General features: G+C 36.2%; 17 protein-coding genes. 11 read left to right on the forward strand and 6 right to left on the reverse strand.

Annotated features, from left to right (window positions below; all coding sequences use genetic code 11):
- Positions 1–16 precede the first annotated feature (16 nt).
- Positions 17–1,441, forward strand: a complete 1,425-nt coding sequence (locus BT_RS22795; RefSeq protein WP_011109307.1) for a restriction endonuclease subunit S — start codon at positions 17–19, stop codon at positions 1,439–1,441.
- 29 nt (positions 1,442–1,470) lie between these two features.
- Here BT_RS22795 and BT_RS22800 read toward each other — a convergent pair whose 3' ends face one another.
- Positions 1,471–2,274, reverse strand: a complete 804-nt coding sequence (locus BT_RS22800; RefSeq protein WP_008764673.1) for a tyrosine-type recombinase/integrase — start codon at positions 2,272–2,274, stop codon at positions 1,471–1,473.
- Positions 2,275–2,280: 6 nt separating this feature from the next.
- Between BT_RS22800 and BT_RS22805 the strand changes: the two genes are divergently transcribed.
- Positions 2,281–2,808, forward strand: a complete 528-nt coding sequence (locus BT_RS22805) for a restriction endonuclease subunit S (protein WP_008764674.1) — start codon at positions 2,281–2,283, stop codon at positions 2,806–2,808.
- On the opposite strand, the gene BT_RS22810 is transcribed toward BT_RS22805, so the two are convergent.
- The 5 genes from BT_RS22810 to BT_RS22830 all read right to left on the reverse strand — a co-directional run bounded on the left by BT_RS22810 (position 2,803) and on the right by BT_RS22830 (position 7,030).
- Positions 2,803–3,987 carry a restriction endonuclease subunit S gene (locus BT_RS22810; protein WP_008764675.1) on the reverse strand — a complete coding sequence of 395 codons (1,185 nt, stop codon included), beginning with the start codon at positions 3,985–3,987 and terminating at the stop codon, positions 2,803–2,805. The two genes, BT_RS22805 and BT_RS22810, sit on opposite strands and share 6 nt — an antisense overlap.
- Complete coding sequence (locus tag BT_RS22815; protein WP_008764676.1) at positions 3,974–4,264, reverse strand: helix-turn-helix transcriptional regulator; 291 nt, start codon at positions 4,262–4,264, stop codon at positions 3,974–3,976. The genes BT_RS22810 and BT_RS22815 overlap by 14 nt, the downstream gene beginning before the upstream one ends.
- 840 nt (positions 4,265–5,104) lie before the next feature.
- Entirely contained in the window at positions 5,105–5,872 is a 768-nt protein-coding gene (locus BT_RS22820) for a metallophosphoesterase (protein ID WP_004328575.1), read from the reverse strand.
- 15 nt (positions 5,873–5,887) lie between these two features.
- A complete protein-coding gene (locus tag BT_RS22825; RefSeq protein ID WP_004328576.1) occupies positions 5,888–6,430 on the reverse strand; it encodes a hypothetical protein in 543 nt (180 codons plus the stop codon).
- A 15-nt stretch (positions 6,431–6,445) separates the two neighbouring features.
- A complete protein-coding gene (locus tag BT_RS22830) occupies positions 6,446–7,030 on the reverse strand; it encodes a metallophosphoesterase (RefSeq protein ID WP_004328577.1) in 585 nt (194 codons plus the stop codon).
- A 504-nt stretch (positions 7,031–7,534) separates the two neighbouring features.
- Here BT_RS22830 and BT_RS22835 point away from each other — a divergent pair.
- From BT_RS22835 to BT_RS22875, 9 genes are all read left to right on the forward strand, one after another.
- On the forward strand, positions 7,535–7,741 hold the full coding sequence (locus BT_RS22835) for a helix-turn-helix transcriptional regulator (RefSeq protein ID WP_040293447.1): 207 nt from the start codon (positions 7,535–7,537) through the stop codon (positions 7,739–7,741).
- Between the two features lie 5 nt (positions 7,742–7,746).
- Positions 7,747–9,168, forward strand: a complete 1,422-nt coding sequence (locus tag BT_RS22840; RefSeq protein WP_011109309.1) for an RNA-binding domain-containing protein — start codon at positions 7,747–7,749, stop codon at positions 9,166–9,168.
- 83 nt (positions 9,169–9,251) lie between these two features.
- Entirely contained in the window at positions 9,252–10,370 is a 1,119-nt protein-coding gene (locus BT_RS22845; protein WP_225011925.1) for an ABC-three component system protein, read from the forward strand.
- Entirely contained in the window at positions 10,352–10,756 is a 405-nt protein-coding gene (locus BT_RS22850) for an ABC-three component system middle component 2 (RefSeq protein ID WP_004328581.1), read from the forward strand. Before BT_RS22845 ends, BT_RS22850 begins: the two co-directional genes overlap by 19 nt.
- A gap of 5 nt (positions 10,757–10,761) precedes the next feature.
- Positions 10,762–12,585 carry a hypothetical protein gene (locus BT_RS22855; RefSeq protein WP_162303133.1) on the forward strand — a complete coding sequence of 608 codons (1,824 nt, stop codon included), beginning with the start codon at positions 10,762–10,764 and terminating at the stop codon, positions 12,583–12,585.
- A 141-nt stretch (positions 12,586–12,726) separates the two neighbouring features.
- Positions 12,727–13,011 (forward strand): helix-turn-helix domain-containing protein, encoded by a 285-nt coding sequence (locus BT_RS22860; protein ID WP_011109313.1) that lies wholly within the window; start codon positions 12,727–12,729, stop codon positions 13,009–13,011.
- A 20-nt stretch (positions 13,012–13,031) separates the two neighbouring features.
- The gene (locus BT_RS22865; RefSeq protein ID WP_011109314.1) at positions 13,032–15,860 is read left to right on the forward strand and encodes a type I restriction endonuclease subunit R; all 2,829 of its coding nucleotides are present in this window, start codon (positions 13,032–13,034) and stop codon (positions 15,858–15,860) included.
- 2 nt (positions 15,861–15,862) lie between these two features.
- Positions 15,863–16,786: a DUF5655 domain-containing protein gene (locus BT_RS22870; protein WP_011109315.1), complete on the forward strand. Its 924-nt coding sequence runs from the start codon at positions 15,863–15,865 to the stop codon at positions 16,784–16,786.
- Between the two features lie 4 nt (positions 16,787–16,790).
- Complete coding sequence (locus BT_RS22875) at positions 16,791–18,494, forward strand: DUF262 domain-containing protein (protein ID WP_011109316.1); 1,704 nt, start codon at positions 16,791–16,793, stop codon at positions 18,492–18,494.
- Positions 18,495–18,505 lie beyond the last annotated feature (11 nt).

Below are 18,505 nucleotides of genomic sequence, written 5' to 3' on the forward strand. Positions count from 1 at the left end.
AAACAGAAATACGACGATGGATACAAAAGCGTTACGTCAAAAGATACTCGACCTTGCGATACATGGAAAACTTGTACCGCAAGACCCGAACGATGAACCTGCATCAGTTCTGCTCGAACGAATCAAGGCTGAAAAAGAACGACTGATAAAGGAAGGCAAAATCAAGCGGAGCAAGAAGTCTGCAAAGACTTCCGATACGCCACATTATCAGAATGTGCCGTTTGAGGTGCCGAGTTCATGGGTATGGTGCAAATTGGAGGATTATGTTAAAAGTGTGACTGATGGCGATCATCAAGCACCGCCTAAGTCAGATATTGGCATCCCATTTTTGGTTATTTCAGATGTTGCAAAAGGAAAACTAAATTTCTTAAATACTCGTTTTGTTCCACAAGAATATTATGAGAAAATTTCATTTGATAGAAAACCGGAAAAAGGAGACTTGTTATTCACCGTAACAGGTTCTTATGGTATTGTTGTACCTGTAAACATTGATTGTAAATTTTGTTTTCAACGGCACATTGGGTTGATAAAAACTTTGAATACGAGTGAATATCTTTTACACCTGCTAAAAAGTAGTTATTTCAAAGGACAATGCGATGAGTTTGCCACAGGTACAGCACAAAAGACTGTAGGATTGGAGACATTACGTTCTTTTCTATTGCCAATTCCACCTTTTGCTGAACAACAGCGTATTGTAATAGAAATAGAGAAATGGTTTTCTTTGATAGAACTTATAGAAGGAGGTAAGGACGATTTACAAACAACCATCAAACAAGCCAAGAGCAAAATTCTTGACCTTGCCATACATGGTAAGCTAGTACCACAAGATCCCAATGAAGAGCCAGCAATTAAGCTGTTGAAGCGTATAAATCCCGACTTCACACCTTGTGATAACGGGCATAGTGGGAAGTTACCTTATAAAATACCTAAGACATGGGCATGGTGTAGTCATAATTCTATCTTAGATATATCTGGAGGATCACAACCTGCGAAGAGTTATTTTGAAACTATACCTAAACCAAATTACATTAGACTTTATCAGATTAGAGATTATGGAGAGTCTCCTGTACCTGTTTATATCCCAATTAATCTTGCTTCAAAACAGACCGAAAAAGGAGATATATTATTAGCACGTTATGGTGGTTCTTTAGGAAAAGTGTTTCATGCTAAACAAGGGGCTTATAATGTGGCAATGGTAAAGGTTATCTTTAAATTTGAAAATCTCATATACAAGGAGTATGCATACTATTATTATTTATCTGACCTATATCAAGGAAAACTAAAAGAAATTTCAAGGACGGCTCAAACAGGATTTAATATTACAGACTTTAATGATATGTATTTTCCACTCCCCCCTATCAACGAGCAACAACGCATCGTTCAAAAGATAGAAGAACTTTTTTCATCCCTTGATAATATTCAAAAATCCTTAGAAGTGTAATTAATTACACTTCTAAGGATAGATAAAACTTACCAGTTTACTACTTTGTCCACAATTTTTTGCTGTTCACTAGCTGTTCGACGGAGATAAATACGAGTAGTTTCAATACTTTCATGTCCCATAAGGTCAGCAAGTAGAGCAAGGTCATTGAATCGGTCAAGGAAGTTCTTGGCAAAACGATGACGGAATGAATGAGGATAAACCACTTCCTTATTCATTCCGTATTTTCCCGCAAAATGTTTCAGTTGTTGGGCTATGCCACGTGTTGTAATACGTTCCCCAAATCGGTTCAGGAATATATAGCCGGAAATAAGACTTTTTTCTTTGAGCCATTTTGTGGCTTCTGTACGCAAATTTTTCGGAATATATAAACGACGTATTTTTCCACCTTTACTGTAAAGATCAAGATGGCCAACTTGTACATGCTCAGCTTTGATGTGAAGCAATTCACTGACACGTGCGCCTGTGGCAGCCATAAACCATACGATAAAATACCACTCATTATAACCATCAGCTTTTAAGCGTGTTTTTAGAAATTTGTAGTCTGCATCGCTGATTACGTTTTCCAAAAAGTTCTTCTGCTGTACTTTGACGAACTTTACCTTCAGTTTCTCCTGTTTTGTAAATTCCAAATACTTGTTGATACCTTGCAATCGTAGGTTTACCGTTTGCGGTTTAAAGTTCTCCACCAGATACCCTTTATATGTTAAAAGGTTCTTTTTGTTTACTTCTCCATAATGATTGAGGAAATACTGTACTGTCCACACATACGATGTAACAGTGTTTTTTGCCAAATTAGTTTTGGCGAGATAGCTTTTGAATTTTGTTACCATATTATATTGATTTATAATGAATACGGCAACAATATAATAGAATATATCGGGCATTATACGCAGTTGCCTAATGGATGGACTGTTGCACCTATGCAAGTACTATGCTCTTTGGTTGATGGTGATAAGCAAAAAGGAATAGAACGAATAAATCTTGATGTCAAATATTTGCGTGGTGAGCGTGATGCCAAAACTTTGACTTCTGGAAAATATGTTACTGCAAATTCACTTTTGATTTTAGTAGATGGCGAGAACTCTGGTGAGGTATTTAGGACTTCGATTGACGGCTATCAAGGTAGTACTTTCAAACAGTTGCTTATCAACGAAAATATGAACGAAGAATATGTACTACAAGCAATCAACTTGCATAGGAAAGTCTTGCGAGAAAGTAAGGTTGGTTCTGCTATTCCCCACTTGAACAAGAAACTATTCAAAGCAATAGAAATTCCTATTCCACCTTACAAAGAACAACAAAGGATTATAAAGGCTATAACCAAGGCTTTTATGTCTTTAGATTTAATAATGGAGAGTTTATAGGCTCTCCATTATTAAATCTAATTGTGTAAAGATTCCATGGATTGCATGAATAATTCGCTTTTGTTCTGCCTTCGATGGTATTGGTATCTCTAATTTTGAGTATTCAGAAATCCAATATCGTTTATGGGTGTCACCTACCAATTTGGTTATGCTCATAAACATTGCCACATAATCAACTTCAATGTCCTTATGTACTTTTAGAATCTTCATTGCAGATGACTTTACCTTAAAAGGGAAATCAACTAGTTTCGAATCAGTTGTAAAATCATCAAAGATTATACAAGGAAGATTCGAGTATATACCAGTAGCCTCGTTAGTGTAACCAATAATAAATGATTTACCGGCTGTCAGAACTGGGGTTGAATAAGAGTCATCATAAGCTGTCGATTCTACAATATAAGCTGTAGACTGTTCATAACCTATAATTTGGTCAAGCCTACAAAACGTCCATCCATCAGGCAACTGCGTATAATGCCCGTTATCACAAGGTGTAAAGTCGGGATTTATACGTTTCAACAATTCGATAGCAGGTTCATCGTTTGGGTCTTGCGGCACAAGTTTTCCGTGAATGGCAAGATCAAGAATCTTGCTCTTGGTTTGCTTTATGATGGTTTGCAAATTTACTTTGCTATGTTCTATTTGGTCGATTAAAGCAAACAATTTCTCTATTTCCATTACAATGCGCTGTTGCTCACTAAGAGGTGGTAAAGGAAAAGCCATTTGTTCTAAACTGTATTTTGGTAATCCTTCACGACCACTACCCGTAATCTTCATAGATTTAGCGAAGTATGAAGATAAAACTAGCGCATGGAAATATTCAGGTTCAACTAAAACAGAACGCATAATACAAACGTGTTGACTAACATTACCACAATTAAAATCAGCAGGAACTACAGCACATCTTCCCAATGAACCACCAGTAATATTCAACAACAAGTCGTTAGCAAGTACCTCCGTACCTTTCATCTTCTGATGAACTTCTTCGGAAATATATTTGATATCATCATAAACAAGCCTGTCATTATATACATTTTGCGAGCGGAAAAAAGGGATCCCGTTCGCAGAATAGTTACTTCCCCTTGGCGTGCTACCGGAACCTATCTTTGAGCATATTTCTTCAATCGTTGTCCACACCCATGAATTCGGTATTTCAAACGGCACGTTCTCATAATGTGGCATATACCATTTTATATACGGCTTGTTTGCTCAGCCCCAATAAAGTTGCAACCTCCTTGAATGATAGATATTCTTTATCCTTGAAATAGGATATGGGTTGTTCACTGATTACCGTTTGGACTTTGGTTTCTATTTCTTGTATTCTCTTCTGCCGCACCGCTTCTTTATATGCAAGATTATTGCACCGATGCGAACAGAAGCGTGTCGTTAACTTTTGGGCATAGAATGTTGTGCCACACCATTCACATACCTTCTTGATTTTCATTTTACTTGTTGCCATATTCGTTACTTTTAGAGGTTTATTTCTCTTGTAATTTCTCCATTTTGTTCAACTATCGTAAATCATAGTCAACCATAGTAAACTTTCTCCACGACCTTTCCGACCTAAAATCGGAGAGTAACAAGCGAGCAACAAATACGGTACAAAAATGAGCTGAAAAAGCCCTATAAACGATAACCATCGCTTATAAGGCTAAAAAGAAAGGCGCTCAAAATGAACGCCTTAATAATCGTTGATGATAGATGCTAATTGTTGGTAACCACCACTTACTTTCCGATGCAGCATATTGGACTAATTGTCTACCAATGTTTTGAAAATTAAACGGTAGGAAAGTCTTATTTTGCTCTTTATTCTTCGCTGAACTGATGCAAAGATAATGCGTTTTTCCGGTACAGGAAAACAAATGAAAAGACTTTGATAAAAAAGGTGGTTTTGGGGGCAAATTTGCCAGCTGTACTATGAGGTTTTCGGAAGATTTTGCATAGCATTTCATCTAGTGTTATGCCTATGTCTATATTGCTGGTTGCTCCTCCAAGATTGAACACGGAGTGACTGATATTGATTGCTGGCGAAAAGAAAAAATACCCAGTAGGCTAATTTTCTTCTCTCCCTCTATTTGACTTAACTTTATTGCCCGTGTATATAATAACGGTCATTAAAGTCAAGTTGAGAGTGGAGACATATCTTTTTCTTTTGGCAAGCAAAAATTCAGTTATTGGAAATTTTCGAATAACTGAATTTTTAAAGCCCCAACATATCATATAATATACAAAAAGGAGCATTTTTAGTTACTATATGATATATTGAGGCTTTAGCGTATTGCTGACGAGTTCATGCCTTTTACAAGACAAGGCACTTGCCCGGATTAAAACCATTGGCGATATGTTCGTTCTCAAAAACATATCCCATCTGATTGCAAACTACCTTTGTTCCGTTTATCTCAGCATCAATGTTGGTATGTGAATGCCCATAAATCCATGCATCAATGCGACTGTCGGCAATAAGCCTACTCAGTTCAGTTGCAAATGCACTATTCAACACAGAACCTTTATGGTGAGATGCAACAACCTCCAATGTGGGAAGATGATGCGTTATTACCACAATGTGTTTGGCGGTGGTTTCCACCAGACTTTGCTTGATGAAATCCAAACAGAAGTTGTGCATCTGATTGAATTCCTCTGTTTGGAGCAATTTGCCATTATACATTATCTGCCGAAAGTCGTTCATGCCCTTCCACACAAAATACTCGTCAGATGGAGATATTCGAGACCACAAAGTGCTCATGATAAAGTCGGTATCATCAATCCGCACTACTTGATTCTGATAATATCCTACATTGTTCTTGAACAGCCATTTCCATTGCAATCCCTTGTCCATTACATCACAATAATTGTAATACTCATGGTTTCCGGGCACAATGAGCACCTGACGATAATTCGCAGATGCCCATTTCCAAAAGTTAGCCAAAGGCGCGACCTTGTTTTTCAAATAGAATATATCTCCGGCAAGAACCAGAACATCGCCCGTCGCAGGCAATTCATTATGCTTCAACCACCTGCTGTTGTCGCTGAACTCCAAATGCAGGTCACTCATATATTGTATCTTCATAATCTATTTATGTTATTAACTTTTTGTGTAAATCAGTTCATAATACTCTGAATTTGATTCGTTGTTTATGATACTGCTACAGAAAGCAAATTTGTTGTACAAGTATTGGTAGTGTTCGAGTTCTTCTTCTTCAAAATTTATTCTTTCATAGCATTCGTCTATCTCCTTGCTGATTCTACCGTACAAATTGACATTTGCTTTGGATATACGGACTTCCAACTTGGCTATATCTTCTTTATTTTTAGCAATAGCATTTTTGTAATTATCAATCTCTTCTTGGTAGAAATAAAGAATCTCATCAAGCAGGCCTTTGGTTAGTATACTCGGAGAAGGACTCCATGGAAGTATCGTCAACTCTCGGCTTGGAGTAGTGCTAAGATAAAACAATTTACATCCCAAAGACTTGGTGACTTGTTTGTTATATTCATCAATCTCACGATTAACTTTCATTAAATCTTCCTTAGATAACTTTTGATATTCCTCATACGAAGGATGCTCTTTGTACTTCAACAAAGGTATCTCCTTGCATCTTAAATAAATGGTAGTATATTCACTCATTGTTAATCTTCCTTATCATTTATTCTTATTAAATTGTCCCACTTGATTTTCAATTATTCTCTTCACTTGTTGAAATGAAACAGGGGTAAAGTTGTTGTTATCTACTCCCACATCATATTGCGTTGGATAGAGATACTGAAGCCGGGCAGCATCTATTCCGGTGTTGTTCTTTCTTGTGTGAACGTGTCCGAATAGTTGCCACACATCTTTATATCCTCCATCAAAGCATAGAAAGGGATAATGATTCAAATATATCCTCTGTTTGCCAATTTCTATGTGCATCTGCATTGCCACATGTTCAAATCTGTCAATGTAGCCTTGGCGTATATTCTTCAAATCGTGATTACCCATAATCAGATATATCTTTCCGTTCAACCTGTCAAGGATTTTAGTCCATTCGGCTGAACCGCCAAGACAGAAATCTCCCAGATGAAACACGATATCATCCTGCCCGACTGTATTATTCCAATTGGAGATTATAGTCTCATTCATCACTTCCACATCCTTAAACGGTCTGTTGCAGAAACGAATGATATTCCCATGATAAAAATGGGTATCGGATGTAAAGAACACCTTACTGCCATCAAATTTATAGTTCATTTCTTTGCAATTTGTGTGCATCACTGCACGTTAATAATCCGGTTACCAACAGCCCATCAGACGGAAATGGCAGAAGAGCATCACAAAGGCGACTGTCACAAATGGGCATACAAACAAAATAGTTGGAAAGCTTGGTAAGGACTCTCCAACTATTCAGTTTCTTTTCTCTCATAGTACAATAATGTACTCGTTATGTTCGCTGGAAAGTATTTGCTCTACGAGGTTCAATGCATGAAACATGAACACTCGACACGGATTCAGTGCGTTTGTTGCTCTGAATTGTGGTTGTTATTGAAAATATGTTCATTCTGTTTCTTTGCATTGTTAATGTTTTATTGTCTTAAAAGCAATGCAAAATTAGCAAATAAATTCCATTCTCACATCACTTTTCATTAAATTCTTTTGCCAAAACACTATGATATAGGATTTTATTTTTCAATCATGCTCGCAAACCAAATAAAATATGTAGCTTTGCATTTGACGCAATTTATAATTGAATATAATATGGCGAATTTGAACTGTATAAAGGCTGTATTAGCTGAGAAAGGCATTATGAGTAAGTGGCTTGCTAAAACTTTGCAGAAAGATCCGGCAACGGTGTCAAAGTGGTGCAACAATCATTCGCAACCTGATTTATACACATTGGCGCGGATAGCAGAAGTGCTGGATGTGGATATTCACAGATTGATTTGCCATACAAAAGAAAAATAGAGGATATGAAATATACAATAGAAGAAATACGGCAGATGCAGGAAGGTCAGACTTTTGACTGTAAAAGTATCCTCATTGAGCCTAAACACCTTGCCACTATCATAGTCGCTATGGCGAATGCAGATGGTGGAATGATTGCTGTGGGTATATCCGATAAGACTCGCAGAATAGAGGGTGTTAACCAGGACAAGGAACATCTCAATGATATATTGCGGACACCTTTGGACTTTTGTGTTCCATCAGTTTCTGTCACTACGGATTATGTGCCTTGTACGGATGCTGAGGGACGTGATAACCGTGTATTGTTGATGCACATCCCTGCAAGTCCGCGACTTCATGCGAATCAAGCCGATGAAGTGTTTTGGCGTGTAGGAGACAAATCACGCAAACTGACTTTTGATGAGCGTTTGCAACTTATGTACGACAAAGGAGAACGCTATTACGAGGATTCCACAGCATACGATGCCACGCTTGATGATATAGATATGGATGCAGTCAAAGCCTACATGAAACGGATTGGCTATGGCAAGTCTGCAATGGAATATCTGCAAGAGAACAAAGGTTTTGTGACCTATAAAGGTGATGTGCCGCAAGTCAGTGCAGCTTGTATATTGCTTTTTGGCAAGCATCCTCAGACATTCTTTCCTCGTGCAAGAGTACGTTTTATCAAATATTTCGGCACAGAGGAAAAGGTGGGACGTGAAATGAATGTCATCAAAGATGTTACTTTCGATGGTCGTATTCTTGAACAGATCCAGAAAACTGTCGAATATCTTGAAACGCAGGTCAAGGAGCATTCCTATCTCGGAGAGGACGGCATCTTCAAAACCGACCGCGAATACCCCAAGTTTGTAATACAAGAGATGGTGGTGAACTCCGTTTGCCATCGCGATTACAGTATTAAGGGCACGGAAATTCAGATAAAGATGTTCGACGACCGTCTTGTGTTCGAAACACCAGGCAAGTTGCCGGGCATTGTTCGCACTGACAATATTCGTCATACCCATTTCTCTCGCAATCCGAAAATTGCGGAATTCCTCAAAGCATACGACTATGTAAAAGAGTTCGGTGAGGGTGTAGATCGTATGTGCCGTGAGTTGTCGGCATTGGGTGTCAAAGAACCGCAATACAATTTAGTTGCCTTTATCATGAAAGCAACTGTCTGTGCGAAGGTTTTGGAAGAAAGACAAGGAACTAACCATTTCGACCAGAAGCGACCAGAAAGCGACCAGAAAAGCGACCAGATGCGAATTATCCTTGAATTGATAAAGTCGAATCCTAATATAAGTAGAACAGAACTATCTGAAAAGACAGGTCTTCACGACAGTAGTGTAAAACGTCGCTTAAAAACGCTTGTAGATGAAGGCTTGATTCAACGTGTTGGTCCAGATAAAGGTGGGCAATGGAAAGTGATTGGTTCTCTTTAAGGAAATAGAGGATAGAAATAAATTAACTGTATCTTTTATAGATAAGATGAGAAATATCAAGTTTAATTTTTATTTATGCCTATATGAGTAATTTGGATTCATTAGTACTTGAGCCTATTGAGCAACCTTTATCAAACACCACAAATATGTTAAGTAATGAAGATAGGGTTCTTTGTAATATGACTCCATTACAAAGACTTTATAGTATTGATGAAGATACATATGAAGAACTGGTGTGCGTATGGGCATATTCCTGTTTGGGCAATAAAGGATATACTGAAGTATACCGAGTCGGTCAGGCTGGGGATAAAGGGCGTGATGTTTTGGCATATTATGATAGGGTAAAAGGCGCATTTGACTTATATCAATGTAAACAATATAAATCAGCACTAACCTATAGTGACCTGTGTGGAGAAATGGGTAAATTATTGATATATACTTTTAATAACACCTATCCGATACCACAGAATTATTATATTCTTTGTCCTAAAGATGTTAGTCAGTCTTTCGTTGATTTGCTTAGTAATAATGGAAAAAATCTTAAAATTAAGTTGAAAAACGACTGGGAAACTGTGGTAAATAAAAAAGTTGGTACTAACTGGGTAGCATTAAATGAGGAATTGTCTACTTATATTGATGAATTTGATTTTAATATTGTAAAGAAAATAGGGCCGATAAAGTTTATTGATGAGATACGTCAAAGTCCTTATTATTTCTATTATTTTGGAGGTGGATTTAATATGATTAAACGTACTCCTCTTCAAGTACCACATTCTCCAATAAACACAGAACGTAATTATATTCAGAATCTTAATGATGCCTATTCCGAACATGCGGGTTATATTATAAATGTTATAGATGATGATAATGCGGTTGTAAGTAAATATCGAAAACATTTGGATAGAGCTAGAATATCGTTTTATGAATCGGAAGAAGTAAAGATTGCAAGTAGAAAATCCACTGCTCCAGATTCTGATGAATTTAATGATTTAGTAACATCTATAGAACGATATATTGGTAATGAACTGGATGATGATTATCCTGATGGTTTTACAAAAGTAAAATCAGTTGAAAAAAAGGCAGGAACTTATAATATGCCGACATCAATGCTGATTTCTCATTTAGTAGATAGTAATGTATGTGTTGGTGTGTGTCATCAACTTTCAAATGAAAATAGAATAAAATGGACTGTAAACGAATAAAGATACTTGATGGCGTCTTGGATGTCTCTTTGAGGGTGTTATTTATATTGTCGGTATATAATAAATCGATGGAAAAAGAACGTATTGTTGTATACGACTATGTGTCATGTAATAATGATTGGAAGAATCATCAGTTTACGTATGTTGGACTTCAAAAAACAATCAATGATTCTTTGCATCTGCTGTTGGCTAAACAATTAATAGTTTGCAAAATAAATCAAAATGAAAATATGTATTTGCTGAGTAATATAGGAAATGCTTTGGTTACAGAGTTGGCAACAGAAGTATATGCAGTAAAACTATATAAAGCAATACACCAAACTGATATCATCTTGCATGATATTGCGAAAGAGCAATTGCTGTCATATATTAATAGCCAAATTTGAGATTCATGATGAATAACAATGGATTATATATAAAAGAGTTTGAGGCTCGTGGGGAAAATGTATCAACATCGAAGTTGACTTTTCAGAAAGGGTGTAATGTTGTTCTAGGAAAATCTGACACAGGAAAAACGACATTATATTCAATAATTGAGTTTGTATTAGGTAAAGGAAGTATAGATTTGACCTTACCTCCAGAGGGGGATGGTTATACAGATTTCTTACTTGAAATTCATACTTACGATGAAAGAGTATATACATTGAGGAGAAGCATAAATTCAATGTCTGTATATGTTTCTCCATGTTTGTTAAGTGAATATGATGGACAGCACAAAGAAACTGAATATAGTTGTCAAGGTTCTTCAAATATTAGTTTGTCTGATTTTTTGTTGTCAATTTCTAATGTCCCAACCATATATTCTAAATCTTCGGAGAGAAAGAATCCGACGAAAATATCATATCCAGCTATTCGTCACTTATGTATGATAGATGAAACAAGAGTTGCAGCAAAAGACAAATCTCCATTAGTCTATAACTCTGTTCCGAATCAGCAATGGGTTGAGAAAAACCTTATTGCATATTTGATGACAGGCGTTGATGATAGTGAATTTAGACCAAATGAAGATCCTAAAGATAAAAAATCTCGCATAAATGGGAAAATTGAGTATTTGACTCAAACTCTTAAAGAGGCAGAATTAAAATTGGAATCTTTGGGCGATGTTGGATATATTTCATTAACTGATGATAGCTTTATTGATGTTTATAGAAAGAAATTGTCAGAGGTTGCTTCGGAGGAGGAAGCTTTGTATAATAAGCGAGAACAAATTTTAGAAGAGGTTAGGATATATGAGACGGAAAAAAAGAAGTTACTTCATCTTATATCAAGGCTGAATAATTTAAAATCTGATTACGAAGATGAAATGAGTCGGTTGCAATTTATTAATGCTGGAAATTCTTTGGTGTCTCAGCTGAAGGATGTAGATTGTCCATTATGCGGTTCAACAATAGCGCATCACATGATTGCCAATATTTCATCATCAGAATATGCTGAAGCAATACGAAATGAATACAATGAAATATATTTTAAGCATCAAGATCTAAATGTTTTAATATCAGAAAAGGAAAAAGAGATAGAATCTATATCTGCTAATATTGAAGAATATTATGCCAAGATACATATAGTTGATATGTCTATATCCTCTCTTCATCCGAACATAGAAGAACTAAAAGAAATTTTGTCACGAGCGGAAGTGAATTTAAGTAAAAAATTTATGCACGCGGAATTAGAGGAAGATATTAAAACTAAAAAACAATTAATAAATAAGCTTCAAGAAGATTTAAAGGAGATTAAGAGTGATAATAAAAAGCAACGGCGGGATATTTCTCCAGAATTTCTTTCTCTAATACAAGAAAATCTTGTGTTGTGGAATTTTATCGATAAGGATACTGAAGTTAATTTTGATTATAGAAAATTCGATATTCTTATCGGTGAACGTCATCGTTCTAGTTACGGAAAAGGGAATCGTTCTATAACTTTTACTGCAGTAATGATTGCATTGTTAGATTATTGTTATAATCAAGAACGTGCTTTTTCTCGTCTTCTTATTATTGATTCACCTCTTTGTACAAAGTATGGAGATAAGATTGTTGCGGAAGATAAAGTTGCTTTAGGAACTATAGATGCTTTTGCAAAATATTGTGATACAAAAGAATGGAATTTTCAATTCATTGTGATAGATAATAAGTTTACTGAAAAAATAGATATTAACGATTTAACCAATATCAATTTCATAGATTTGGAATCTCAAGGAGGTTTGTTTGTTCATAATTGATTATGATGCAAAAATTGACTGTGCCTTAAGGTAATAATCTAAGAGCCCATTCGTTGATTAACAACCTGAAAGTTGTGCTATCTCAATTATTTATAGTACCTTTGCCTACAAAATAGGACAAAGGTATTTTTGATTCATACAATGGCTGAAGAAAAGATAGACAACGCTTTAGGAGAAGTAAAAAATATAATGGAAAACAAAAGAGAAGATTGGGTTTGCCATTCACAGGCTATAGCTGCAGCTATGTCGAATCGAATGGAGCTGCTCGGTATGACTCAAAAGGCGTTGGCTATGAAGATGAATTGTTCGCAGCAGTATATTTCCAAAGTGCTAAAAGGACGGGAGAATATGTCATTGGAAACTCTGTGCAAGATTGAAAAAGCATTGGATGTCAAAATACTGAATAACAATATAAAAATAAACTAACCACTCATTAGGACAAGAATATGTCAACACAAAGCGAAGCGGCATTGGAAGCCGGACTGATAGCTACACTCCGACAAATGGACTACGAGTATGTCCAGATTGTCGAGGAAGATAATCTTTATGCCAATTTCAAGCGGCAGTTGGAGATTCACAACCGCAAACGATTGGAAGAGCACGGACGTACTGAGTTTACGGCAGAAGAGTTTGAGAAGATTCTCATATACCTTGAAGGTGGTACTCGCTTTGAAAAGGCAAAGAAACTCCGTGACTTATATCCGCTTGATACGGCTGATGGACAGCGTATATGGGTGGAATTTCTAAATAGGCAGCAGTGGTGTCAGAATGAATTTCAGGTTTCCAACCAGATTACGGTGGAAGGACGTAAAAAATGCCGCTATGATGTGACGATTCTAATCAATGGTTTGCCACTTGTGCAGATTGAATTGAAACGTCGTGGCGTGGAACTTAAACAGGCATACAACCAAATACAGCGTTATCACAAGACTTCGTTTCACGGATTGTTTGATTATATCCAACTGTTTGTCATATCCAACGGTGTTAATACTCGCTATTTTGCCAATAATCCAAATAGTGGGTATAAGTTCACATTCAACTGGACAGATGCTGCCAATCATCCGTTCAATGAATTGGATAAGTTTGCCGTATTCTTCTTGGAAAAATGTACGCTTGGCAAAATCATAGGAAAGTATATTGTGCTGCATGAGGGCGACAAGTGCTTGATGGTACTTCGTCCTTACCAGTTCTATGCAGTGGAGAAGATTCTGGATCGTGTGCAGAACTCCAACGATAACGGCTATATCTGGCATACTACAGGTGCAGGAAAGACATTGACTTCGTTCAAGGCCGCACAACTTGTGTCAGAATTGGACGATGTGGATAAGGTTATGTTTGTTGTTGATCGACACGACCTTGATACCCAGACTCAATCGGAATACGAAGCGTTTGAACCAGGGGCTGTAGATAGTACTGATAATACGGATGAATTAGTGAAACGGCTTCAAAGCAATTCCAAAATTATCATAACCACCATTCAAAAACTTAATGCGGCAGTTAGTAAAACGTGGTATAGCAGCAAGATTGATGCTATCCGTCATTCACGTATCGTTATGATATTTGATGAGTGCCATCGCAGTCATTTTGGGGATAGTCATAAGAAGATAATGAAGTTTTTTGGCAATGCCCAAATATTCGGTTTTACTGGAACACCTATCTTCACCGAGAATGCGGTGGATGGACATACCACTAAGGAAATATTCGGAAACTGTCTTCATAAATATCTTATTAAAGATGCAATAGCGGATGAAAATGTGCTTGGCTTCCTTGTGGAGTATTATCACGGCAACGAAATAGTTGATAACGATAACCAAGCTCGTATGGAGGAGATTGCCAAATTTATCCTTAACAATTTTAACAAATCTACATTCGATGGAGAGTTTGATGCTTTGTTTGCGGTGCAATCCGTGCCGATGCTTATACGCTATTACAAGATATTCAGATCGTTGAATCCGAAAATCCGTATTGGTGCTGTGTTTACTTATGCTGCTAACAATAGTCAGGATGATGAACAGACCGGCATGGGTACAGGGCAGTATGCAAAAGAGAGCGTGGGTGAGGCGGATGAACTGCAAGCCATCATGGACGATTATAATGAAAACTTCGGCACATCTTTTACCACGGAGAACTTCCGTGCTTACTATGATGACATCAATCTGCGCATGAAAAAGAAGAAGGCGGATATGAAACCGCTTGATCTTTGTCTTGTTGTGGGTATGTTCCTTACAGGCTTTGACAGTAAAAAGCTGAATACGCTCTATGTGGACAAGAATATGGAATATCATGGTTTGCTGCAAGCGTTCAGTCGAACCAACCGAGTGTTGAACGAGAAGAAACGTTTTGGTAAAATAGTTTGTTTCAGAGATTTGAAAAACAATGTTGATACGTCTATTAAATTGTTCAGCAACTCTGATAATCCTGAAGATATAGTACGCCCTCCGTTTGAAAAAGTAAAGCAGGAGTATAAGAGTTTGTCAACTGATTTTCTGCAAAAATATCCAACACCAAGTAGTATAGACTTTCTGCAAAGCGAAAATGACAAGAAGAATTTTGTGCTTGCATTCCGTGATATTATCCGTAAACATGCAGAAATACAGATATACGAAGATTACAGCGAGGATGCTGAAGACCTCGGCATGACTGAACAACAGTTTAACGATTATAAGAGTAAATATCTTGATATTACAGTCGGGTTTATTGACCCACCTGCTGCACCGTCAACTGTTGCGGAAGATCCTGTTCCATACGGAAATAACCAAGGATTGGAAGATATTGATTTCTGTCTTGAGCTCTTACACAGTGACATTATCAATGTGGCTTACATTCTTGCACTAATTAATGACCTTGACCCTTATAGTGATGATTATTCTGAAAAACGCCAGAATATCATTGATACAATGATTAAGGATGCCGGAATGCGTGGCAAAGCCAAACTCATTGACGGTTTTATCAAAAAGAATGTTGATGAAGACAAGGAGAATTTCATGAACGGTCGTAATAAGGCTGACGGAACAAACGAATTGGAAGAACGATTAAACCAATATATTGTGTCAGAACGCAATAAGGCCGTGAATGATTTGGCTGATGAAGAACAGATTTCAGCGGAGGTGCTTAATCATTACATGAAGGAGTATGACTATTTACAAAAAGAGCAGCCGGAGATTATACAAAAGGCATTGAAAGAGAAACATCTTGGTCTTATCAAAACCCGAAGGGCTTTGACGAGAATAATGGAAAGACTGCGTAGTATTATAAAAACGTTTAATTGGGAATAAGGATGTCAACATACAAGATAAATAATGAGCAACTAACGCTTATAAAAGAGATGCCATTTAAGTTGGAGAAGGAAATTCAAAACATCGTTGAAAGGAATCTCCAGACGTTGCTTGGGCTTGATTTCATCAAGACGGAATTTTCTATTGGTTCTTTCCGTATAGACTCTTTGGCTTTTGATTCAGAGAAAAAATCCTTTGTAATAATAGAATATAAAAGAGATAAGAATTTTAGTGTAATAGACCAAGGTTATGCTTATCTATCCCTGATGTTAAATAACAAGGCTGAATTTATTTTAGAGTACAACGAGTCTAAGTCGGGTGCACTCAAACGGAACGATGTGGATTGGTCTCAGTCAAAGGTGTTGTTTGTTTCACCTAATTTTACAACTTATCAAAAAGAAGCTATCAATTTCAAAGACTTGCCTATAGAACTATGGGAAATCAAACGTTTTACAAATGATACGCTTTCATTTGGACAGATAGTAAACCGTTCAAGCAAGGAAAGTATTAAAACGGTTTCTAATAGTGAGGCAATAACAACGGTAAGTAAAGAAATTAAAGTTTATAGCGAACAGGATCATTTAGAGAACATAAAAGATGATTTTCTCAACATCTATACAGAAATCAAAGAGTTTTTGCTATCATTTGGAGAGGATATTACAATATATCCCAAAAAGAAAACTATAGGTTTCAAAATAGGAGGAAAGGTATTTTGTGATATAGTTATGCAAAACAAGGGGATAAGGCTGTTTCTCAATGCTAAGAAAGGAACACTCAAAGACCCAGAAGGTATTACTCGTGATGTGTCAGAAGTTGGACATTGGGGAAATGGGGCTTATGAAGTTCGTTTCCCATTGAAAAACGATGCTGAAATAGATTTTGTTTTTAACTTGTTGCGTCAAACAATAAATAAGAATAAGGAATAAACATATGGCTTATTTTAATACTACGATAAAGGATTTAATATCCGAAAGAATAGGGAGGAATACTTTTTTACCTGCTATTCAGAGAGAATACGTTTGGAATCCAGCGCAAGTAGAAAAACTGTTTGATTCTATTATGTGTGGATATCCTATTAGTTCTTTCCTTTTTTGGAAGATTAGAGAAGAAAAGAAGAAAGATTGGACTTCATATGAATTTATAAAAGACTTTGATCAGGCAAAACCGCATAATAAAGAGGCTAATTTGGATGGTGTAAATCAAGATATATATTTGGTTCTTGATGGACAGCAGAGGATAACATCTATAAATATAGCCTTACGTGGTTCATATCGTTTTTTCTATCGAAAGTGGCGAACAACAAGACTATATTTAAATCTTCTTTGGGATAAGGGAGATGATAATCCAGAGGAGATGACATATCAATTTTTATTTAAAGAGGATGAAACACCTCTGCAAAGAACAGATTATCCTCAATTATGGTATCGTGTTGGAGATATATTAAATTATGATGATGCAGAAGATGCTAAAGATTCTATAGAAAATCAGCTTAATGCTTTTGATGATGGAGCTAAGAAAAAAGCTCGAAAAATGATAAGTAAACTTTTTAGTGTAGTAAATGTATCTCAAAACATAAATTATTACGAGGAAAAATCTGATGATTATGATAAGGTTTTAGAGATATTTATTCGTACCAATACTGGTGGTCAAAAACTAGAATATAGCGATATTCTTTTGTCAACAGCGACTGCTAAATGGAGGAATTTGAACGCAAGAGAAGAAATCAATGAATTTACAGATGAAATTAACAAGATAGGAACTGGTTACAATTTTGGTAAAGACTTTGTGATGAAAGGGGCGATGTATCTAACAGAAAATCTTCCTATACAGTATAAACTTAGTTCATTCACGAAGAAAAACCTAGAATGTATAGAAGATCATTGGGATGAAACAAAAGATGCCATTGCCAATAGTATAAAATTGGTTAGTCGTTATGGCTTTACAGATAAAAATTTAGTAGCAAGGTTGGTGTTACTTCCTATTGCTCAATATTTGAGAGGGAAAAACAAAGGCTATCTCACCTCCTCTAATTTGAAAGATGTTGAGGATCAAAATAATATTCAAAAATGGATTATCATGATGCTGCTTAAAGGAGTGCTAGGTAGTTCAACTGATAATAAATTGAATAGTATGAGACCTGTTGTTAAATTAGCAACAGACTATTTCCCCTATGTTGAACTTAGTAAAGAATTGAAAATTGAAATGACATTCAACGATATGGAGATAGAAAATATGCTGAACTATAGTTATGGTACTAAATATAGCTATTTGATTTTATCATTGTTGTATCAAGGGAGAGATTGGAAAGATAAGAAATACAATGAAGACCATATTTATCCTCAAAATGAATTTAAAATAAAAAATCTTCGTGCAAAAGGATATGATGATGTAACTATAGAAAAGTACCAGGCCTGCTATAATTCAATTTTGAATTTAGAATTGTTGGATGACTCAGAAAATAAATCTAAAAATGCTAAACCTTTTGATTTATGGCTAAAAGATCGAGATGCTAATTTTAAGGAACGTCATCATATACCTGAAATGAACGACTATAGTTTAGACTATTTCCTTGATTTTATCAAAAAGCGTAAAGCATTATTGACTAAGCAGATTAAGGAATTTATTTTACAGTAATTAAAGATTAG

Source organism: Bacteroides thetaiotaomicron VPI-5482 (assembly GCF_000011065.1).
GTDB classification, from domain to species: Bacteria; Bacteroidota; Bacteroidia; order Bacteroidales; family Bacteroidaceae; genus Bacteroides; species Bacteroides thetaiotaomicron.